Annotated in this window: 17 protein-coding genes and 1 pseudogene; 2 read left to right on the plus strand and 16 right to left on the minus strand. The window is 54.6% G+C overall.

The features are described from left to right. Window positions 1–268: 268 nt before the first annotated feature. Complete coding sequence (locus CAF63_RS15850; protein ID WP_085686240.1) at window positions 269–1,090, minus strand: glycosyltransferase family 2 protein; 822 nt, start codon at window positions 1,088–1,090, stop codon at window positions 269–271. A gap of 190 nt (window positions 1,091–1,280) precedes the next feature. On the opposite strand from CAF63_RS15850, the gene CAF63_RS15855 reads away from it, so the two are divergent. After that, on the plus strand, window positions 1,281–2,156 hold the full coding sequence (locus tag CAF63_RS15855) for a VanW family protein (protein ID WP_085686242.1): 876 nt from the start codon (window positions 1,281–1,283) through the stop codon (window positions 2,154–2,156). Window positions 2,157–2,204: 48 nt separating this feature from the next. On the opposite strand, the gene CAF63_RS15860 is transcribed toward CAF63_RS15855, so the two are convergent. The 15 genes and pseudogenes from CAF63_RS15860 to CAF63_RS15920 form a co-directional block, all read right to left on the minus strand. Next, complete coding sequence (locus CAF63_RS15860) at window positions 2,205–2,636, minus strand: hypothetical protein (protein WP_085686244.1); 432 nt, start codon at window positions 2,634–2,636, stop codon at window positions 2,205–2,207. Continuing rightward, window positions 2,633–3,103 carry a hypothetical protein gene (locus CAF63_RS28445; protein WP_143492459.1) on the minus strand — a complete coding sequence of 157 codons (471 nt, stop codon included), beginning with the start codon at window positions 3,101–3,103 and terminating at the stop codon, window positions 2,633–2,635. Before CAF63_RS28445 ends, CAF63_RS15860 begins: the two co-directional genes overlap by 4 nt. A 21-nt stretch (window positions 3,104–3,124) precedes the next feature. Continuing rightward, complete coding sequence (locus tag CAF63_RS15865) at window positions 3,125–3,469, minus strand: hypothetical protein (protein ID WP_085686246.1); 345 nt, start codon at window positions 3,467–3,469, stop codon at window positions 3,125–3,127. Between the two features lie 272 nt (window positions 3,470–3,741). Beyond that, window positions 3,742–4,038 carry a hypothetical protein gene (locus CAF63_RS15870; RefSeq protein ID WP_085686248.1) on the minus strand — a complete coding sequence of 99 codons (297 nt, stop codon included), beginning with the start codon at window positions 4,036–4,038 and terminating at the stop codon, window positions 3,742–3,744. A 151-nt stretch (window positions 4,039–4,189) separates the two neighbouring features. After that, a complete protein-coding gene (locus CAF63_RS28450) occupies window positions 4,190–4,597 on the minus strand; it encodes a hypothetical protein (RefSeq protein ID WP_143492460.1) in 408 nt (135 codons plus the stop codon). 66 nt (window positions 4,598–4,663) lie between these two features. Continuing rightward, window positions 4,664–4,948: pseudogene (locus CAF63_RS15875) on the minus strand (RHS repeat-associated core domain-containing protein); the annotation flags it as partial. Between the two features lie 78 nt (window positions 4,949–5,026). Continuing rightward, complete coding sequence (locus tag CAF63_RS15880) at window positions 5,027–5,413, minus strand: hypothetical protein (protein WP_085686250.1); 387 nt, start codon at window positions 5,411–5,413, stop codon at window positions 5,027–5,029. 283 nt (window positions 5,414–5,696) lie between these two features. Continuing rightward, entirely contained in the window at window positions 5,697–6,167 is a 471-nt protein-coding gene (locus CAF63_RS15885) for a hypothetical protein (protein WP_085686252.1), read from the minus strand. Further along, window positions 6,164–11,203 carry an RHS repeat-associated core domain-containing protein gene (locus CAF63_RS15890; RefSeq protein WP_085686254.1) on the minus strand — a complete coding sequence of 1,680 codons (5,040 nt, stop codon included), beginning with the start codon at window positions 11,201–11,203 and terminating at the stop codon, window positions 6,164–6,166. Before CAF63_RS15890 ends, CAF63_RS15885 begins: the two co-directional genes overlap by 4 nt. Beyond that, window positions 11,200–11,940, minus strand: a complete 741-nt coding sequence (locus CAF63_RS15895; RefSeq protein ID WP_085686256.1) for a DUF4123 domain-containing protein — start codon at window positions 11,938–11,940, stop codon at window positions 11,200–11,202. Before CAF63_RS15895 ends, CAF63_RS15890 begins: the two co-directional genes overlap by 4 nt. Then, on the minus strand, window positions 11,930–13,972 hold the full coding sequence (tssI, locus tag CAF63_RS15900; RefSeq protein ID WP_085686258.1) for a type VI secretion system tip protein TssI/VgrG: 2,043 nt from the start codon (window positions 13,970–13,972) through the stop codon (window positions 11,930–11,932). The genes CAF63_RS15895 and tssI overlap by 11 nt, the downstream gene beginning before the upstream one ends. Before the next feature lie 126 nt (window positions 13,973–14,098). After that, window positions 14,099–14,614, minus strand: coding sequence for an Hcp family type VI secretion system effector (locus CAF63_RS15905; protein WP_039767797.1), 516 nt, complete (start codon window positions 14,612–14,614; stop codon window positions 14,099–14,101). 314 nt (window positions 14,615–14,928) lie between these two features. Continuing rightward, window positions 14,929–16,314, minus strand: coding sequence for a VOC family protein (locus CAF63_RS15910; RefSeq protein ID WP_085686260.1), 1,386 nt, complete (start codon window positions 16,312–16,314; stop codon window positions 14,929–14,931). 111 nt (window positions 16,315–16,425) lie between these two features. Next, entirely contained in the window at window positions 16,426–17,364 is a 939-nt protein-coding gene (locus tag CAF63_RS15915; RefSeq protein ID WP_085686262.1) for an alpha/beta fold hydrolase, read from the minus strand. A 16-nt stretch (window positions 17,365–17,380) separates the two neighbouring features. Next, complete coding sequence (locus tag CAF63_RS15920) at window positions 17,381–18,835, minus strand: NAD(P)/FAD-dependent oxidoreductase (protein ID WP_085686264.1); 1,455 nt, start codon at window positions 18,833–18,835, stop codon at window positions 17,381–17,383. Window positions 18,836–19,025: 190 nt separating this feature from the next. Between CAF63_RS15920 and CAF63_RS15925 the strand changes: the two genes are divergently transcribed. Beyond that, window positions 19,026–20,099 (plus strand): diguanylate cyclase, encoded by a 1,074-nt coding sequence (locus CAF63_RS15925; protein WP_085686266.1) that lies wholly within the window; start codon window positions 19,026–19,028, stop codon window positions 20,097–20,099. Window positions 20,100–20,143 lie beyond the last annotated feature (44 nt).

Genomic DNA, 20,143 nt, shown 5'->3' on the forward strand with positions numbered 1-20,143 from the left:
TGAAGTATTCGAGGTGGTGATGTCAGAAAGTTTGTCGGGAAATATCGACGAATATTTTCTTTAACTTTTCAGTACATAAATTTCATCTTCAATTAGCACGACATATCCGCCAACTTCCATTAAAATCCCTCCCGTTCGCCCAGTGTCAGGGCTCTTTACCGGTGCATGGATTGCCAGGCCATAACACTGGGCGAACACCTCCTCGGAGTGGATACCAAAGAATTCAGATGCAAAAAGGGCGACTTTGAAGTCGCCCTTTTTATTTGTCTTACGATTTGGCAGGCCGCATGCCTTGTTGCAACTGAAGGCGCTTGAGCGTTTCCTGATACATGGTGGTGCGGCGGTGTTGTGTGCCGTATCCACCGATAGCGGCCACGGTGCCGGCCTGGATGTGATCCAGGTAGCGGAAGATCTTCCGTGGCGAGAGGCATTTGATGCCGTAGCCAAGGCTGCTTAAACGATCCTGCAGCGTGTATCCCGGAACCCGGTCGTCCATCGAAAAATGCAGCCCGTGAGTCTTGATCAACCGAGCGTTCCACAAGGTGCAGAAGCTTTTCAGGTGAGTTTCCCGGTAGGGTTTTGGATCTCTGGAGGGCAACCCGAAATGCTGTTTTGCCCGGCGGAAATGGTGTTTGAAATAACGCGAAGACAAACGCCAGGTGTCTCTAAAGACGCCGCGATCCAATTGTTCGACGCAACCGACCGCCGCTGTATCCAAAGATTGCATGCACTCATTCATCATCATCGAAAAGACAGTACTGTCAAAAACGAAAGTGTCGGTGTGCAGCAAAAACAGGTAATTGGTTTCAACTTTCGCAAGTGCCAGATCAAGTGCCTTGCCATGAGCAATATGCCCCGCTTCCTTGCCGGGAGAAGGGCGCTCGATCAAGTTGATCCAGTCCAGAGACCGCAAGTAAATCAGGCTTTCATCGGCGGAATCGTTGTCCACCACCCACACCGGAATTTGATGCTCCTTGACGTATTGCTGGAGAAACTCCAGGCACATCCGGGTTATTTCCGGCGTCTTGTAATTGACCAATACAAGACTGAAGGCGGGCAGTTGTTTAGAGGTGGAATCGATCGCACTCATGGTCCGGGCTCACTTCAAGTTGAAGGGTTCTGCTGACGGCAATCAGCCCACAGAACCGCTGCTTTGTGGCCCGGATGGTAGGGACGTAACCTTAGTTGAAACTTAATTTTCGAGCGCTCGGTCCGGGTGACTTGTTACGGCTTGCGACACTGGCGAGGCGCTTGGCGACCCAGCGCGGTTCCACGGTAAGATGCGCCGCCCTTTCAAGTTCAAGGAAGACAACGGCCCGCGCCGTTCGCCAAGGACGAAACCACTTTCCCTCTACCACCCGGCCCTTTACTGGCTGCGCGTGCGGCAAAAAAGACTGTTCCGCCACATCGCCTGGCAGTGCTCGAGCAAACGCTACGCGCGGCCTGCCACGACGTCCGAGCGCTTGCCTTACCGCTACCTCAAACACACCTCAAAACTGATCCGCAAACTCGGCGACTCCGACCTCGCGCTGCAACACAACAAAGTCATCAACCTCAAACTCGCCGTCGTTGCCATCGACGGCGTCACTATCGCCCCCGGCGAATATTTCTCCTTCTGCCGCCTCGTCGGCCGCCCGACCCGCCGACGCGGCTACGTCGAAGGCATAGAACTCTCATTCGGCGAAGCCCGCACCGGCATCGGCGGCGGCATCTGCCAACTAAGCAACCTCATCCACTGGATGGCCATTCACTCACCCCTGGTCGTCATCGAACGCGCCAACCACAGCTTCGACCCCTTCCCGTACGACGGCCGCGTCCTGCCATTCGGCTCCGGCGCGGCGATCTTCTACAACTACATCGACCTGGTACTACACAACCCGACGGATCGCAGCTTTCAGCTGAAGTTGAAGGTGGGGGAGACGCAGTTGGAGGGGGAATTGTTGTGTGATCGGGAGCGGGCTTATCGGTATCACGTGTTTGAAGTGGGGCATCGGTTTGTGCGGGAGGGGGAGCGGGTGTACCGGGAGAATGAGATTTGGCGGGAGGTGAGGGAGAAGGGGCAGGTGGGGGCGTTGGTGGAGAGGGAGCGGTTGTATGGGAATCGGGTGGTGGTCAAGTATGAGGTCGGGGAACAAGTCATTGAAAGTCAGCAGTAGGTTGTGTTTTTGCCTTAGGGTTTTGAGTCTGTGACGGAAATAACGCAATTACGGGTTTAGGTAGGGATACGTTTCGCCGTATAGGTGAAACGTATCGTCCAGATAATAAACTCCGGAAATCGAGTTTATTACCAGTTCTAGCTTTCCCTTTGATGGGAATAGCAAATAGAACAGCTCAAAGAATAAATAGTCCTTGATGAGGGTTACTGCTACGCCTGGATGGCTTTTTATAAGGATTGAAAGTGGCGGGTAATTGCAATCTCTTAATTCGGGGATGTCGGCGTAGCCTTGTTTGTTATCGTCTTGTATGCATTCGGTGATGAATGCATTTGTTAGCTCGTAGAATTGCTCGGGCAGTTCGTGATTTTTTATTGATAAAGTATATTTTTTGGCATGGTTGGAGAGAGGTTCACCGAAGCCAAGGCTGCGGTAGGTTACAGAGGTTGGGTCAATAATTTTGTTTTCTGATTTGAAGATCATGGTTTTTTAATCGCGGGAGGGAAAGAAGGGGATGCTATATGTACGCAATCGTGGTCGTCTACATAAGTTAAGAAGCTAAGGGCTGTATTGGTTATCCAGAATGGAAAGCCAGTCGTTTCTGAAAGCAATATTTTCAAATCAGATGATGACTGAAGCGTCCAAGCATGGATTTGGTTGTCGAGGACGATTAATGTTGGTTTTTCAGAAGGGTATAGAAGATCGACTTTTTTCCAAAAGTCTGGGTCGTGTTGTTTTGTTACGGATTTTAGATTGAGGGGGTCAAGGGTGTTTGTGTTGGAGTAAAAGAAGCGGGTTTTTACGTCGGAAATTATTTTTTCTAATTCATCTTTTTGAGTTTCTGGTTTTTTAGATGATTTGTTTCGAGTGCTGATGTGATTTCTTTTTCCAAGTAACTCATCGAAATTTCCTTTTGTTTTACAGAAAAAATAAAAATAGATCAGCTCCATTTGGTTGGGAGGGAAGCATTTTCAAGCGTCGAGCATGAAGCGTTCAATCTGTTTGATAAAGTCTTGTTTGCTTTTTGTTCTGTATTGCCCTAATGGTAGCTCAGAGTTTTTGATCGGTTTTCCTTTGTTGTCGTACTTGATTGTCAGGAATTCAATGACAAAGTCCCCGTCAGGATCTCCCTCTGGCTCAAGTCTTGAGTCAAAGCAATGACCAGTAGTTCGTCGGACACCACCCAGTAAAACTGAGTTACTAAACCACTCGACAGTCTCTGGTGTGAAATCAACCTCGAAAAGGTTGTTGATTGTAATAGTCCATCCGCTTGGGACTCGAAGGGGATGGAGTTCGTATTTAAGCTTGGATCTCATGTTGGTGCGTCCTCTGTGGTTTCTTTTGTTGAATTCAGTCTAGCGGGTACTCGCAAGTCCATGGTGGCGTAAATAGCTCTGGATTTATGTTGTTTTTATAAAGAAAAGAGTTGATTTCTTCCTCTGTTTCCAGGGTTTAGAGTGAAAAGGGGAAAGATTTATTTTCTTTAACGAAAAAATAAATCTGTGCCCTCTAGTTTTAATGTTCTAGAAGGGGGGGTTATTAAGCTGAAAATAAATCTTCATCGCTTGATTTTTATTAGGTACGTTGGTTAAAAATAAAAAAATATTCCAGTCTCTTTTTCAATTGCTATTTTGTTTAGCTTTACTATGTCATTAAATACTTCAAGATGGCTACTGTTAAACGCCTCGCTAAAGAATGCAAGCGTGATTCCTAGATTTTTCTGCCCCTTGATGGATTCATCTTCGTATTCGTCAATTAGCGTTCCCAAAGTTTTATTGATTTTTTCAACCACTCCAGAATTGGAGAGGTCGGCGTATTGATCATTCGTCAATATTAGTTCAGCTATATCACCTGGTTGAGCTTCGTCCATATCTAGGCGTTGCATTGCAAGTGCGTTAAGGGGGACTGATATTATTTTCAATTAAGGCTCCGTGCTGAATAAATATTTGGAAAAAGGGGATAGATTTATTTTTCTCAGCGAAAAATAAATCTGTCCCCTTTTTGGTCCACTTTTGGATTGGTCCCTTTTGGATTGTTTACCAGAGATCAATTCGGCCGCATTTGAACTCGATTAGGTCGCCAGTATTTATGCCGCCAGGTAAGTAATCATCGATTAATAATTTGATTCCACCCACGGCCACCAGATGCTCTGATGCATTTATTACTCTGGCAATTACTTTTCGAGATAGTCCAGGTTTTTCTGTGTTCCAGATCCCTACTGTCGACTCGCTTTCGCAGATCATTGCTTCTTTCAACGAAAAAACATGCAATGGATCATTTATTGTTTCTCCAATGTTCGCGCTGCATGGTTGAGAAAATGCAACGCAGGTAAAGTTTCCGTCGCTAATCTCAACTTCCGCCTCGGCCGAATCTCTGGATATCCAACTGATGTCCTTTATTAACATTTCTATTTCTCTGTTTTTAATCCGTACGGAGACTTCCATCCGATCTGTGGTGAAAAGGGGACAGATTTATTTTCTTTAGCGAAAAATAAATCTGTCCCCTTTAGTTTGGTGGTTATTCAACCCGCCCGCAAGCTTGATTGGATCCGGTGTCAAAAAACGCCCAGTACCCGGATTGTAGTAGCGGTGCCGGTTGTAATGTAACCCTGTCTCGGCATCAAAATACTGACCCTGGAATCGCAACGGATTGTCGATTTCGCTGACGTCCAACGCGGCAAGGTTGCCGTAGGCGCGGTACTTCGCGGACCACATGATTTCGCCACTGTAGTCAGTGAGTTCCTGCGGTGTGCCCAGATGATCGAGCTGGTAGTAGGTTGGAAAGGGGGCAGATTTATTTTCTTCAAATAATAAATCTGCCCCCTTTGGATTTCACTTTGGATTTTTTTGCTTTTTCTTTTTTCGATTTGGTGGTTATAGCGGATATTCACAGCGCCATGGTGTAGTGAAAAGCTCTGGATTGATATCGAGTTTTTCAAGTAGAGCGTTGATCTCATCCTCGGAGTTCATGGTTTCTATTTTTTCGATAGTAATATCGCGGTCATCTATGCCGTCGCTTGTTTCAAGTGTTTCGGTAGGAATTGTAAATATTACAATCGCGTACCGGAAGCTTTTTGAATGGTGGATGAAGTCGTAATATTGGTTTGGGTCGTTGGTGAAGGAGTACTTATAAATGGCATAAACTGAAATCCATTTTCTTAATGATGGTTCATCGGATTCTAGCTCTTGCGCAATGTTGTCGTAGCCTGTCCCGTCAAGCCCATACCATACACTTTGTGGGATATATTTTTGCGCTGTCATTTTTGCCCCTCGAACGGATTCGGCCAATAAATTCGGATGACTTTTCCATCTTTTGGATGTAGCTGCAAATGAGGCATAGCAGCATGTGGGTCTGTTGGGCTGTGGTTCGCCATATAAACTTTTCGCGTTTCAATATTGGAGACAGGCGTGTCGTCCCAGAATTGAATAGGGGACAGATTTATTTTTCGCTGAAGAAAATAAATCTGTCCCCTTTGGATTGTCCCCTTTGGATTTTTGTCCCCTTTGGATTTTTTTCGCTACTAAATCTAGATCCGGGAATCGACTAAAGATTCTCAATGTCTGTGTTGCAGCCATTGTTTTTCAGTCTTTGAATTTCTTGCTCAAAAGAATACTTGGATGAGTTTTCGTTTTTTTTGTCATACACTTTTCTCAAGTATCGGAAGAGTTTGCCAATATTGTTTTTTGTCTTGTCGTCAAGGCTAGCAATAAGGTCGTAATCATCCATTGATAGAATGTGTAATTTATTCTTCAGAACGTAGTATGCGGTAATGTTCGAAAGCAAGCCCGCCGCATCTTCGTAGTTTTCTTTCAAGTATTTAGCATAATCTTCAAATATTTTTGTCAAAAGACTCTGCGCGGCTTTTTGAGTTTTCAATACGCTGCACATTTCCTGCCAGTTGCTGACATACAGGTGGTCACCCCAATCGGAGCCTCTAGCAAAATAAATTCCTTCTCCTTTGAAGAATTCAGAAATTTCATGCTGGTCTAAGGCAGTTTCAAATGTAGTTTTCATTGAAGCTTTTCCCAATCGTCGAAATTTTTCAACAGCGTTCCAATGTCGCTGTTGTGGGTGACATTCTCAGAGCCGATCAGAGCGGCTTCTTTTGTACCGCTTTTCGTTGCACCACCAGGAACCCATTCGTTAGGGTAGGCGCCATTTTCCTTTCCATTAGGCATCTCATATTTAAAACGAGGGTCATCCGGCTTTATTTTAACAATATAGATGCCTTCACCTTCGAGAGTCTTTGCACCAAGGTTCAGCTCTTTATTCAGAACTCGCCAGTCGTTACCTGCAGCTCGATATTTGGCAACGACTTCTTCCATCTCAGAAGATAGACCCACAAACTTCCGTTGAGGAAAGGTTGGGTAGCTGGAACCGGTGATCCAACTTTCGATTACCACGAAGGATCCTCCCTCTTTTGCGAAGAGCTCTCGATGAGCATTAATGTAGTTCTCAGGAAGATAGTCACCAGGATTAGGTGGCCGATCAGCCTTATTCATATCAATTATTTCATCGAATTTTTCCTGACTCATCGGCAAATGGTCAGGCTTGGTGGCGTTGGCTGAGTTCGTCGGTAGTTTGCAATCAGGTCCAGGACAGGTCGTACTCAGTCCCAGTGGATCGACCCAGCCCGTAGGGTTCGGTACGTATTGGTAGTTGTTCAACCCACCCGCAAGCTTGATCGGATCCGGTGTCAGGAAGCGTGCCGTGTTCGGATTGTAGTAGCGGTGCCGGTTGTAATGTAACCCCGTCTCGGCGTCGAAGTACTGACCCTGAAAGCGCAGCGGGTTATCGATTTCGCTGACATCCAATGCGACAAGGTTGCCATAGGCACGGTATTTCGCTGACCACATGATCTCGCCGCTGTAGTCGGTGAGTTCCTGTGGTGTGCCGAGGTGGTCGAGTTGATAGTAGAACGGCGTGGCCTTTCGTGGCCCCTCGCCGTCGAGCATCGCCAGTGGGCGGAAGCTGCCGGGTTCGTAGATGTAGGTGCGATAGCGGTTTTCACCGCTTTCGGCGATCAGGCGTTCGCCTTGCCACAGGAATTCGGTGGTATGGCTGTCGACGGTCTTTTCGATGCGGCGGCCGAAGGCATCGTATTTGTACGACGCCGTACTGCCTCCCGGCAGGCTTACGCCGATCAGACGATGTTGGCAGTCATACCGGTATTCAGTGACGAGTTTCTGGTTAGCGCCGCGCCGCTCGCGGATCAGGTTGCCGTAGGCGTCGTAGTCGTAGTGGCGGTCGCCCTGCATCAGCAGGCGGTTGCCTTTGACGTTGGCCAGGTTGGCAACGGGCATGTCGGTCTGACCGAGCAGGTTACCCGCCGGGTCATGGGCGAAGCTTTCGGGTGTTGCGCCACGTACGTTAATCAGTCGATCCAGCGGATCGTAGTGGTAGCTGCGATTGCCTTTACGGCTGTCGTCGATGCCGGCGAGGTTACCGTTGGCGTCGTAGTTGTAGCGACGCTGGAACAGGTTTTTGTCGCGTTGACTGACGCTGTGCGCTTGCAGGCGACCTTGTTCATCGTATTGATATTGGCTGAGCAGCAGACCTTGCTGACGTTGCTGTTCACGACCGGCGCTGAACTGGTGGGAAGTCAGGCGTGTGCCGTTGAGGTCGATACTGCTCAGATGCCCGCCAGGTTGGTGGCGATAATCGAGTGTGCTGCCATCCGGCAGGCGGCAGTGATTGAGCTGTCCGACGCTGTCGTATTCGTAACGCGTGGTGCCCCAGCCCTGATGCTCGGTGATCAGCCGATCTTGCACATCATATTCATAAGCTAGCGGCCAATGACCATCGTCCACGTGGACCAGACGGCCAAGTGCATCGTAGTTGTAGTGAATTTCCTCGCCATCGGGCAGGGTCTTCACCAGCAGTCGGCCAGCGGCGTCGCGCTGGTACTCGGTGACAAGTTCGCTGCCGTCGTCGCCGAATTCGGTTTTCTTCAGCAGCTTGCCGTTGAGGTCGTACTCGTAGGCAGTGCGGCGTCCGTCGAAACCGGTTTCCTGCTGGATCAGCCCGTTCGAGTAGTAATCCAGCTGATAGTGTTCGCCGCGTTCGTTTTCGATGTCGGTGAGAAGCAGGCGTGCGTTGTCATAGCGATAACGCAGTTGACTGCCATCGGGGTTGATACGACGGCTGACCAGGTGCAGGTTATCGGCATACTCGTAACGGGTTACGCGGCCCAGTTCATCGCGTTCAGCCGTGACGCGACCGTACGGGTTGTAGGTAAACGCGCGCGCGGCACCACCGGGCAGGGTGATCTGTGCCAGACGGTTTGCAGCATCCCACTGGTAGTGGGTGATTGCACCGGTTTCAGCCTGACGTGTGATCTGCCGACCGAGCGCGTCGTAGCGATACTTGCGTTGACCGCCGTCGGGCAGGCGCTCCTCCAGCAACTGGCCGAGGTTATTCCAGCCCAGTTGATGACGGCTGCCATCAGGGTGTCTGATTTCCAGCAAGCGTCCCTGGCGATCGTAGCTGTAGTGCGTCGAGTTGCCATCTGGATCAATTTGTTCGGTGATATCGCCCTGGTCGTTGCGCCAGTAAATCCATTTGGCCGGGCCACGGTTAACCACACGGACGTATCCGTGGTAGTACTCGTAGGAGGTCGGCATGTCGTCCGGCGGGATGACCGCGACCAGTCGACCGGCCTCGTTGTATTGGTATTCAGTGACCGCACCCAGTGGATCCTTTTCGGCGATCAACCGGCCTTGATCGTCGTAAGCCTTGAGGTGTTCCGCACCATCGGGATCGACCTTGGCGACGAGTCGAGCCTTGTCATCGTGGGTGTAGACCTCTTCGCTGCCATCGGCGTTGGTAACCGTGACGCTACCTTTGTCATCCCACGCATAGTGCGCGTCCATCTGCGAGAAGCTGGCCCAGTGATGGATGCAGCGCGCTGACTTGCCTTCCTTTTCCCATTCCCAGTAGAAGCTGGCGCCACCGGCGAGTTGCCGCTCGAGAATGACGTTCTGTTCGTTGTAGGCGTAACGCTCCGACTCGCCGGCAGCGTTCGTGGCTTTGATCAGGCGTTGTTGAGCATCGTACGTGTAGGTGACCAGCGTCTGGACGGTGCTCCATGCATCTTCCAGATTGTCTGCCGGAACGAATTGCTGATAGTCGATGGCGACAATGTGTTTGCGGTCGTACCGAACCAGAAGTGCTCGACCGGCCCCGTTATCCACGCGCTTGATTCGACCGTGGATGTCACGAGTGATGTGCAGGCGATTGTCGTAGTTGTCGCTGATGGCGATCAGCGTCGCGCCTTTGTTGTTGAAGCGAAAGTGATAGAACTGCTTGCGTTCACCAGCCTGTGTGAGGATAAGTTCGGAAGGGTCGTTGCCGATGAAGATCGCGGCTTCCGAAAGGCTGTTGGTGATTGCCGGACGCCGCTCGCTCGGCATAGGAAAAGTCGTGACACGGTTTTCGTGGTCGGTCCAGACGACTTCATCGCCATTGATGTCAACCCTTTGGGCGAGGGCATGGCTCCAGCCAAAGCCAAGGCCGCAATCCATTTCCGCCGCACTGGTGCGATAGAGACGCGTCCAGGTGAAGGGCAGTAAACCGCCGAGTTCGCCGTCGGTAATAGTCAACAGTTCTTCACCCGTCACCATCGAAACCGGGCAGCCATTGGTGCAGGTTTTCTTGGCGCAGGTGGCGCTTTTGTCGTCAGGTGTCTTCGATTGATCAGGAGCGTCGTCGATCTTTTCCTTTGGCTCAAGCGAGGTTTGTTTCTGCTTTTTGTCCCGTGGAAACGAGGAGGCGTCCTTGACCTCTTGTTTCGGTGTGTCTGAAGTTTTCGGCAGCGGGGCTTTGGCTGGTTGCTCCGCTACCTGGCTTTTCGGTGCGGCTTTGCTTGGTTGGGGTTTGGGCTTGGGCGCTTCAGTGGCGGCTTCGTCGATCTTCAATGCTGCCGTTTTGGCAGGCTTCATCGGCACATTCTTGGCGCTGGCGATGATTGGTTTCGACACCTCCGCGTGAGCCGGCAGGGCGTGTTTGTTGCTGAGTGTCATCAGAGTAGAAGCAAGATCATCCAGGTACTTGATCGCTTCACCCGATTTGACCGTGGACAGGACTTTTGTCCCTGCTCTTACAGCCAGTCCGGCACCACCCGTCAGGCAGATACCCACCAGTACGTTGATCAGAAACTCCGAAGCAATCGCCGTCATAACGTCGACGATGACCTGCGGCGGAAGCATGCCGACCCATGCCACAATCGCCGAGACATAGATGAACATCAGCGGCTCGTCGCTGAGGATCAGCAACCCTGAAGCGATGGACTCTTTTGACGCGGCATAGAGCTTGTCGATTTCGATGTCCGACAGATACTTTTTGAGTTTTGCGTAGTTTTTTTGCGGATTAGCGAGCAGCTCGAACAGGCTTTTGATGTCGTCCCACAAACGAAGCAGAGCTTTCTCAAAACCATCCAGTGCCCGCTTGAGCAAAATGACCGAGCGCCCGGCGCGATCTGCCGCCGAGTAGCTCGCCCATTGCGGCTGAAACTTGCTCGACCATTCGCTTTGCAGCCACCCATCAAGCTTGCCGATAACGCCTTGATAGGAGTCATAGAGCGCTTTGACGTCGGTCTGCGAGACATTGGGAAAGAACGTGATGCGATAGGTCTGCCCCTTCTTGCAGCCTTCAACCACCTTGATACCGCTTGGGCCGATCATGGTTTCGATGACCGGTCCGGTAACGTCGTCGTAGAAGGTGCCTTTGGTCACTGGCTCAAGTTTTACCGGAGTATTGCCAATAGGGACGAATCGCGCTGACTCAAACATATGGATCAGCGTGAAATCACCCACCAGTGGGCAGGTCGCATAGGTTTCCACGGCGCCGGTTTTGGTCTTGCGTTTAGTGACACTGACTTCGTTGCCGACCTTGAAGGTCTGGTCGACATCCAGCGCCCAGCCCGTCCAGAAACCGTCAGCCCAATCCTTGTAATCGCTCAGGCAGTTTTTGAAGTCTTTGAGAATCAGGCTCACGTCAGGTGTTTTGGCGTCCAGCACACGCAGGACCAATGTACCAATCGGGGTATTCATGACGTGACTTCCTTTGTCAGCTCAGCAGCAAGACGCTCTGCCATTTCTTCTGTATTGGGGTTTTGGCGTACGAAGCGTTCGACCTTTTTGCGCAGGTTGGCTTCAGGGAGTTCGAAGTAAAGCTCTGGACAATCCTCTGATAGCCACTGCATCAGGTTCTCAACGACGGTGGTGTGATCCTTTTTTGCGAGGAGATCCAAGAGCGTTTGAGGCACTTCCCACCAAGGCCACTCTTTTGCAGGCTGCACTACTCTTCGGCCCACTTCAACGCTTTTGCCATTGATCAGATATCGCTCGAATACCGGTAAAACTTCTCCGGTGGCGGGACCAAGCGCCTCAATGATCGGGTAGATATGCCGACCATCCCAAAATCGAAAAAATACTTCCGTGGCATCCGGCATACGCACTTGGGTCAGGCTACGTAAATGTTCCATTACCAGGTCTGGATCGCAGGTAGACACGGCGAGCCATCCCCAATCCAATGCGTCAGTTTCAGCAATCCACGACAAGAATTCAGCGTCCGGGGTGATTTCTGCGAGGTACGGCATCACCGGTTTCCAATCGGCGTACGGTGTTCCGCTCCAGATAGGTAGAAGTTGCGGAGCCGTATCATGCTGATAAAAGGGCTTGAGTGGCTCTGCATCGCTCGCGGCACTGATGACCAGATACAGACGTTCGTCATTCTGCAACGGCTGTTGCGCCAGCCAATCCTTGGGTGTCATTCGATTAGATGGCACAGGCACCTGCCTTGCATTTTTCGCACTCTTCGCAGAACGGCGCATTACGTTTGAGGGTGTTGATTTGCGCCGGCGTCAGTACGGCGCCCGCCTTGTCGGCATCCGCCTGCTTCAACACGCCCGGCATCAACGGCGCAGCCCCCGTGCCGCTCCCGGGTCCACCACCGGAGTTGATGTTGATCGCCGGCCCGCTCATGGTCACGCCGCCGCCATCGATCTTGATGAAGCTGCCACCGCCGACCAGCGTCAGTTCCGCCCCGGCCTCCAGCACGACTTTCATGCCGCTGCTCAGGTGGATTTCCTGGCCGGCGTCGATGAACTGTCCGGTGCCGATCTTGATGTGCTGGTTCACGCCCACGGTCAGGTGGTCGTTGGCGCGGGCTTCGACTTTGCGGTCTTCGTAGACGGTGTGGTGTTCCTCGGCCTTGAATTCCGTGTAGCTGTTCTTTTCCACGACGTCGTGGCGTTCGTTGCCGACGCGGATTTTCTGGTCGTGTTCGATGTTCTCGTCCCAGTCACGCTGGGCGTGCAGGAAGATCTGTTCCTGGCCTTTCTTGTCTTCGATGCGCAGTTCGTTGAAGCCACCGCCGCCCATCGAGCTCAGGGTCTTGAAGGTGGTGCGCGTCTTGTTCGCTGGCAGGGCGTACGGGACGGTATTTTCCTTGTGGTACAGGCAGCCGCTGATCAGCGGCTGGTCGGGGTCGCCTTCGAGGAAGGTAACCAGCACTTCCATGCCGATGCGCGGGATGGCGATGCCGCCGTATTGGGCGCCGGCCCAGGCGCTGGAGACGCGCAGCCAGCAGCTGGTCTTGTCGTCGGCCTGGCCGTCGCGATCCCAGTGGAACTGGACTTTCACGCGGCCGTATTCGTCGCAGTGGATTTCTTCGCCTTTTGGGCCGGTGACCACGGCGCTCTGGCTGCCGAGGATGCGCGGTTTCGGGTGGCGCAGGGGCGGGCGGTTCGGCACGTCCCACGGGGTGGCCTGGAAGCGGTTGCGGTAGCCCTGGTGGAAATCGTCCTTCAGCGCGGTGGTGTCGCTGGTGACCGACTCTTCCAGCACCTGCGGCTGCTTGCCCTCGTGCAGGACTTCGGTGAGCAGCCACAGGTCATTCCACTTGGCCTTCGGGTGTTCCTTCAGCGCGAGGAAATGACCGCTGACCAGCAGCGGCTGGTCGCTCTTGCCTTCGGCGAGCTGGAAGTCGCTGCGGTGGCGTTCGAGGGCGCGTTTGGCCAGGTGCTTGCCGCGCTCACGGTCGACGAAACGGCCCGGGTAATCGTAGTCCTCTAGGTCGGGCAGGGCGTCGCCACGGTTTTCGCTTTCCAGCATCAGGCGCGGTTTTTCGAAGTCGTAGTCGCGGCGGGTGGTGCGGCTGGTGCGGGTTTCCAGGCGCAGGTCGAAGCGTTTGATCACCGGGTTGTTGGCGACCATGCCGGAGTCCTGCTGATAGGCCACCGGCGCCAGTTTCTTGAACACCGTCTGGTCATCGCCGAACACCAGTTTGTGGCCCGTGGCGCTGTGCTGGAAGTGGTAGTGAATGCCTTCTTCTTCGCACAGGCGCTGGATGAAATGCAGGTCCGATTCGTCGTATTGCACGCAGTAAATGCGATCGGGGTAGATCGAGCCGGTCTGGAAGGCGTAGGCATTGCCCTGGATACCGTGTTCTTCGAGGACCTTGCCGATGATTTTCGGCACGCTGAGGTTCTGGAAGATCCGCTGGTTGATTCGGTGTGCGAGGTACGCCAGTTGCGGGCGCAGGGTCACGGAATAGCGCGTCAGGCGCTTGCCGGAATCGCCTTGCGCGGCGCGGTAGATCAGTCCGTGGATGCCGCTGCCGTCGGGCGACAGCTGCAGGAAGGCCGGTTTGTGCAGCAGGGTTTCGAGGTCCAGCGACGGCTGCTCACTGACCAGCTCCACCTCGAACACAAAAGGCTGGCTGATGGCTTCCCGGCCGCTCAGGGTAAACACCTGAAAGTCGGCGGAAAGACCTTCGATGGTCAGGGCAAAGTGGGTTTCATTGGCCGGCGCGAACATCCCTTGTTCCTCGTGCTGTACAGCGGCGTTCGTCGGCCGTTATCGATCGACGCACGCGAAATTCTGGAGGGGCGTAAACAACATCGACCAGCAGAGCTGGCCGATGCTTGTAACGATCAGCCGTAATTAAACGACTGGAGCACGCCAGTCATCGGAACCCGAAGTACCGGATACTTCGTGGGTCCAGGTGATTTTGCGGTAGGTGAACTGCACTTCTTCCAGGTGGGTGAAGTGGGCGTTCGATGGATCCTGGCAGTTGTGCATCTTGTTGTTGATGGCGACGATGATCGCGTCTTCCAGTTTGGTGGTGTAGTAGTGCTCTTGGGTACCTTGAGCCGAAGTGCGGTACCACTGGATAACGATTTCGCTCATGCGCTCGCCGGAGGTCAGAGCAGCTTGCAGCAGTGGCGAAGCCTTGTCGTAGACCTTGGTGATGATCACTGGCTTGTGAACGCGCTGACCGGTTGGCTGACCGGATTGCGGGTCACGCGGGATGATCACGTCGTGGCTGAAAGCCTGAACCATGACCTGGTCTTCGTGGCCTTCCTGGTAGGTGTTGCCAACGGAGTCGGCGGTGAAGGCGCCGGCAGTGATCAGGCCTTGTTTTTCGCCGGTAACCGACATGTACGCTGGTGTTGCCATGGGAGGTGCTCCTTGCGGATAAATTTAGGGTGCCCGGGAGGCGAAATCGCCCGGTGGGTGCCTGACTGTTATCAAGGAGCGTGCCAGCTTTTGCCACGTCCCCGGGAACCGGGGGCTTCACCGCTCTGGCTCGCGGGTTTGAGCGTTTTTTGATCAGCCAGGTAGCTCGAAGTGCGCAAGAAGTTGCGCAGTACTGCGCAACTTCTTGCGCACTTGGCTGGAGGCCTTGAAACACATGGCCTCCAGCGGAATTGGTGAGCATTTTTACGAAACAAGTGCGCAACTTCTTGCGCAGTATGGCCAATCGCCGCTTTTCACGCGGAGCGGGCAATTGCAGTGAGGCATTCCTCAATCGAACGCTGTTGCGTTTCGGCATACAACCCCAGCTCATCGATGGTCGAACGCCCCAAGGCCTGTTCGAATGCCTGACGGTTGGAATGCTCGCCATAGTGTGTCTGCGCCGCATCCCCCAGGTTCGACTGAAAAATCCCTGCCGCACTGACCGGCAGGAAATCTTCGTACACCAGCGGCTCGGCTTTCACATAGCCGTCGCGCAACAATCCTTGCAGCGAAACATCAGCAGGATGATCCGCCGCCAGCCCTTTGTCTGTCAGGAAATAACGAAAGTACGCCAGTTCCTGCTCGCGCATGCCCTCGAGGCTGTCAGGGAATTCGCTGAAGTGCTGGGCCATCAATGCGTTGTAGCGCGAGGCGTTGGCTTCATTGGGGAAATCGCCCAGCTCATCGCGCGCCGCATTCAGCAGTCGGTCGTACAGCGCACGGCCCTTGGGAGTCAGCGCCGCGCCACGTTGTTCGATTTCGCCGAAACGAGCGCTGTGGCTGCCGCGGGTTTGCGTCTGGTCGGTAAAGGCGATCGGCTCGTCCAGCGCCTTGAAACTGGTCTGACGCAACAGGATCGGATGCTGCCGGCGCGGCGGACCTTCGATCACCGCTTTGGGCGTGATGCCATGCAGCGGCATCTGCGCCTGGACGATGTCGATGTCCAGCGTGCGCGGGGTCAGGTGGTTGATGTGCGGACCCTTGAAGGCCACGACATCGGCGATCAGACGATGCTGGGCGCTGAGGGTCTGGTATTGCGCGGCGGTGACGGTGGCGCTGTGGTGCCAGCGAAATGTCTCCAGCGCTTGCAGGACAAATTCCCCGGCTTCGAATTCATTCAGCCCGCCAGCGGATTCGGCCTGTTCGATCAGTCTTAGCGCCGATGGCGTAAAGATCGAACGCTTATCCAGCACCGATGCAGCAAAGGCTCGCAGTTCAGGGGCCTCAATCAATTCCAGTCGCAGCAATGAAGTGAACACCCGGAACGGGCTGACCTGCAGCGCATCTTCATGCACCGCGCGAAACGCCGTGGAATGCACCGGAACCCCGGCAGGGGTCAGGTCGTAATAGCCCACCGGTTGCATGCCCATCACTGCAAACAGGCGGGCGAGGGTGGCCAGTTCAGCGGCGGTGCCGACGCGGATTGCGCCGTGGCGCTCCATGTCCAGCCGTTCGATTTCGCCAGTGATTTGCAGTTGCTTGGCGACTTGCGGCTCGCGTGCCAGCACGTCGCGGTTGGTCTGTTCCACCAGTTCCATCAATGCACCGTACAGCGGCACTTCTTCGCGGTACATGTCGGACATCGCTTTGGAGAAGCGTTGGCGGATCAGGTCGGGGCTGACGAAAGGCTGCACGGTCATGAAAAAAATTCCTGGCACGGTCACGTAAAGGGTGTCGGAAAAGATCGCAGCCTTCGCCGATGCGGGCAAACGAAGAATCCTACGAACCTCATTCTGCCAACGACTGACCGTTTACCTGTCCTGACGCGAATTCTCTCCCAAAAATTCCCGATACAGACGTGCCGTGTTCGACGGCTGTTCGACCATCGGCATATGGCCGACGCCGTCCCAGACATCGACCCGCAAATTGCTGATGCCTTTGCTCCACACCGGCACGCTGCTGACGTCGATCAACCGGTCCTTGCGGCCCCAGAGCAACAGCGCCGGGCATTTGATGTCCGGCAGTTTCGGCTCCATCGGCGGGCTGGCGCGAAAGTCCCGGAAAATCTCTTCCAGTTCGTCGCGGCATTGTTCGTAGCGCTGGGCAATGGCATCCAGCACCAGACCGGGCACCCATGGTGGCGAGGCCATGGTCATGGCGTAGAAGCGTCGGAATTCTTCCCGGGAATTGATCAGGAACGGATTGTGCCCACGGGCCAGGTGGCGCTCCATGTCGCTGGCTTCGGGTGCAGTGACGCCGGCCGGGTCGATCAGCGCCACCGAAGCGATGCGATCCGGGTAGGTCGCCGCCAGCCACGCGGCGATGTAGCCGCCCATGGAGTTGCCGATCACGTGGACTTTCTCGACGCCGCAAACATCGAGCAACTGGATCATGCGCTTGGCCTGCACCGGGATGTCGTAGCCACCGCCGGCCTTGAAGCCGGTTTCGCCATGGCCGGCCAGGTCCGGGATGATCACCCGGTACTGGCCGACAAAATGCCGGGCGAAGCGCAGCCACAGGTTCTTTTCGGCGCTGTAGCCGTGCAGCATCAAAATGCTGCTCGACGCTTCATAAGGGCCGCCTTGCCAGGTCGACACGGTCATTTCGGCAATCGGCACTTCAATCTTGTGCAGCCGGTACAGCTTGGCCTCGAGGGCCGCGCTCAGATCGTAGAGCCAGTGGCCGACCGCCGGGTAACTCAACCAGCTCCAGGCCACGAAAACCGCGAGGGCGACAAACAGCAAAAGCATCGTGGGTCTTCCTTGTTCAAGACAGAATGTGGTCGGCCGGTTTCAGCGCCCGGGTCAACCGGTGATAGCTGAAACTGAAGCCGGGGAACATCGCGATCACATGACCGCTCCTGCTTTGATACCAACTGTGGCAGCCACCGGTTTTCCAGACCGTGCGCTCCATTTCCCGGTGAATCATCTGAGTGTAGGTACGTTCTGCTTCGGGGCGAACTTCGATGCTGCGCAGCCCTTTGGCCTGCAAGGTGCGGATGCAGTCGAGGATGTAGTTCATCTGCGATTCGATGATGAACAGCGCCGAGGTGTGGCCGATGCCGGTGTTCGGCCCGGTCACGATAAACAGATTGGGAAATCCCGGCAGGCTGGTGCCGAGGTAAGCGCGTGGATACTGCGCCCAGACATCGCGCAGTTGCACAGCGTTTTTTCCGCTGACCGGGTAGGAAATCACGCCGTCGGTGGCGTCGTAACCGGTCGACCAGATGATCAGATCGACGTCGATGTGCTGGCCGTCCGTGGTGACGATGCCTGTTTCGTCGAGGCTGGCGATGCCTTGCTCACGGCTGTGCAACTTGACGTTGGGCCGGGTCAGCGCCGGATAGTAGGTGCTGGAGAGCAACACCCGTTTGCAGCCGATGGTGAAGTCCGGTGTCAGTTTTTTCCGCAACTCTGGGTCAGTCACCTGGCGTTTTAGAAACCTCAGGGCCTGGCCCTGCACCATGTGAATCGCCGGTTTCGAGTATTTGAAGGCGATGACCCGGGTCTCGAACTGCCAGTAGATTATCCAGCGCAGCAGTTTGTAGGCTGGTTTCAGACCCAGCAGCCAACGCTGAAATCGCCCGAACGTACGGTCGGCCCGGGGTAGCACCCAGTGCGCGGTGCGCTGAAACACGTGCAATCGGGCGACCTTGGGTGCAATCGCCGGAATCACTTGAGCGGCACTGGCACCGCTGCCAACGATCGCCACGCGTTTACCGCGATAGTCGTAGCTGTGATCCCAATTGTTTGTATGAAAGGTCTTGCCCTGAAAGCGATCCCGGCCGGGAAAGTGTGGGATAACCGGTTGGCTCAGCGGCCCGGTGGCATTTATCAGGAACTGCGCATAAAAAGTGCCTTTGCTGCCGGTGTGTACGGCCCAGCGTTTTTCGGTGTCGTCCCATTCGACGCGCTCGACGTTGGCCTCCAGTTCTACCCGGTCGCGCAGGCCGAATCGTTCGACTACATAGTCGGTATAACGGTGCAGTTCCGCTTGTTCGGCGAACATCTGCGTCCAGCGGTACGGTGCGAACGACAACGAATAAAGAGGTGACGGCACGTCCACCGCCGCGCCGGGGTAGGTGTTCTGGCACCAGGTGCCGCCGAAAAAGTCCCGGCGTTCCAGCAAACGAAAGTCGTCGATACCGGCCTTGAGCAGATTGACCGCCGCGCACTGGCCGCCAAATCCGCTGCCGATGATCAACACTTGGTAGGTCTGCATGGGCCTCCTTCTTATAGTCTTTTTTCCATTTTCCTACTTTCATGTATAGCCAATCATTTGCCCGCCGTGTGGTGCTGATGACGGGGTATTCGGCCCGCTGGCCGGTGATGGCTATTTGACGTTGCCCTGATAGACTCCCAATACATCGGGTCTGCGGTCTGCGCAGTGCCGTCGAGTGGTCGAGGCCCCTATGGGAAGAACGGGAGGAAAGGGACTTTCACTGGCCAGGAGGCTCTATGCATCGCGAATCCTCGGACTGGTTCTGGGGCTTTTGTGCGTGAGCGTCGCGATGTATCCACTCGATCCGCCGGCCTGGGTCTGGGCGCTGATGCTGTTCAACGGCCTGGTCTGGCCGCACCTCGCGTATCAATGGGCCCGCCGGGCGAAGGTTCCGTACCACGCCGAACACCGCAACCTGTTGATCGACGCCTTTCTCGGTGGCTTATGGGTCGCCGCCATGCATTTCAATCCCTTGCCCAGTGCCACGACCATTTCGATGATGGCAATGAACAACGTCGCCATCGGTGGCCTGCGTTTTCTGTTGGCCGGGGCGGCGGCGCAGTTGCTCGGCGTCGGCGTTGGACTGGTGGTGTTTGCCCCCGCGTTCGTCCCGATGACCACGCCTGCGCAACTCTATGCCTGTCTCCCGCTGTTGATGCTGTATCCGCTGGCGCTGGGCTGGATCTGCTTTCGCCAGGCCTACACCCTCGGCCTGCATAAACGCGAATTGCTCGCTCTGAGCTGCACCGACAGCCTCACCGGTCTGCTCAATCACGGCGCCTGGAAGGATCAGCTGGAAATCGAATTCGAACGCTGCAAACGTCAGCAGGCCGGTGCGGCGATTGCGCTGATCGACATCGACCACTTCAAGGCGATCAACGACACCTACGGGCATGTGGCCGGCGATATCGTCCTGCGTCAGTTGAGCAAGATGCTCAAGCAGAACCTGCGCATGGCCGATGTGGCCGGGCGCTACGGCGGCGACGAGTTTTGCGTGATCCTGCCGGACTTGCCGCTGTTCAACGCGGCGCAGGCGATGGAAGGATTGCGTGAGCGTTTTTCCTTTCTGGTGTACGAACAGAACCCGGCGCTGAAAGTCAGCCTGAGCATTGGTCTGGCAGCGCTCGACCCGGCCCACGGCGACGCGACACGCTGGCTCGATGACGCCGATCGGGCGCTGTACGAAGCCAAGGCCGGCGGGCGTAACCGGGTGATTTGCTGCAGCGACGACAAGCCACGGCGCGAGGTATTCGATTCGGTTTGAACAGATCGGGTGTCGCATCCGGGATAGAGCCTTGGCGCGATGTC

Origin of the sequence: Pseudomonas sp. B20(2017) (genome assembly GCF_002113125.1) — a bacterium.
In the GTDB taxonomy this organism is placed as follows: Bacteria; Pseudomonadota; Gammaproteobacteria; order Pseudomonadales; family Pseudomonadaceae; genus Aquipseudomonas.

Bases quoted from the DNA above. Each gene is read 5' to 3' on its own strand.
- CAF63_RS15850 (WP_085686240.1), bottom strand. From the start codon at position 1,090: ATGAGTGCGATCGATTCCACCTCTAAACAACTGCCCGCCTTCAGTCTT.
- CAF63_RS15855 (WP_085686242.1), top strand. From the start codon at position 1,281: ATGCGCCGCCCTTTCAAGTTCAAGGAAGACAACGGCCCGCGCCGTTCG.
- CAF63_RS15860 (WP_085686244.1), bottom strand. From the start codon at position 2,636: ATGATCTTCAAATCAGAAAACAAAATTATTGACCCAACCTCTGTAACC.
- CAF63_RS28445 (WP_143492459.1), bottom strand. From the start codon at position 3,103: ATGGAGCTGATCTATTTTTATTTTTTCTGTAAAACAAAAGGAAATTTC.
- CAF63_RS15865 (WP_085686246.1), bottom strand. From the start codon at position 3,469: ATGAGATCCAAGCTTAAATACGAACTCCATCCCCTTCGAGTCCCAAGC.
- CAF63_RS15870 (WP_085686248.1), bottom strand. From the start codon at position 4,038: ATGCAACGCCTAGATATGGACGAAGCTCAACCAGGTGATATAGCTGAA.
- CAF63_RS28450 (WP_143492460.1), bottom strand. From the start codon at position 4,597: ATGGAAGTCTCCGTACGGATTAAAAACAGAGAAATAGAAATGTTAATA.
- CAF63_RS15880 (WP_085686250.1), bottom strand. From the start codon at position 5,413: ATGACAGCGCAAAAATATATCCCACAAAGTGTATGGTATGGGCTTGAC.
- CAF63_RS15885 (WP_085686252.1), bottom strand. From the start codon at position 6,167: ATGAAAACTACATTTGAAACTGCCTTAGACCAGCATGAAATTTCTGAA.
- CAF63_RS15890 (WP_085686254.1), bottom strand. From the start codon at position 11,203: ATGAATACCCCGATTGGTACATTGGTCCTGCGTGTGCTGGACGCCAAA.
- tssI (WP_085686258.1), bottom strand. From the start codon at position 13,972: ATGTTCGCGCCGGCCAATGAAACCCACTTTGCCCTGACCATCGAAGGT.
- CAF63_RS15905 (WP_039767797.1), bottom strand. From the start codon at position 14,614: ATGGCAACACCAGCGTACATGTCGGTTACCGGCGAAAAACAAGGCCTG.
- CAF63_RS15910 (WP_085686260.1), bottom strand. From the start codon at position 16,314: ATGACCGTGCAGCCTTTCGTCAGCCCCGACCTGATCCGCCAACGCTTC.
- CAF63_RS15915 (WP_085686262.1), bottom strand. From the start codon at position 17,364: ATGCTTTTGCTGTTTGTCGCCCTCGCGGTTTTCGTGGCCTGGAGCTGG.
- CAF63_RS15920 (WP_085686264.1), bottom strand. From the start codon at position 18,835: ATGCAGACCTACCAAGTGTTGATCATCGGCAGCGGATTTGGCGGCCAG.
- CAF63_RS15925 (WP_085686266.1), top strand. From the start codon at position 19,026: ATGGGAAGAACGGGAGGAAAGGGACTTTCACTGGCCAGGAGGCTCTAT.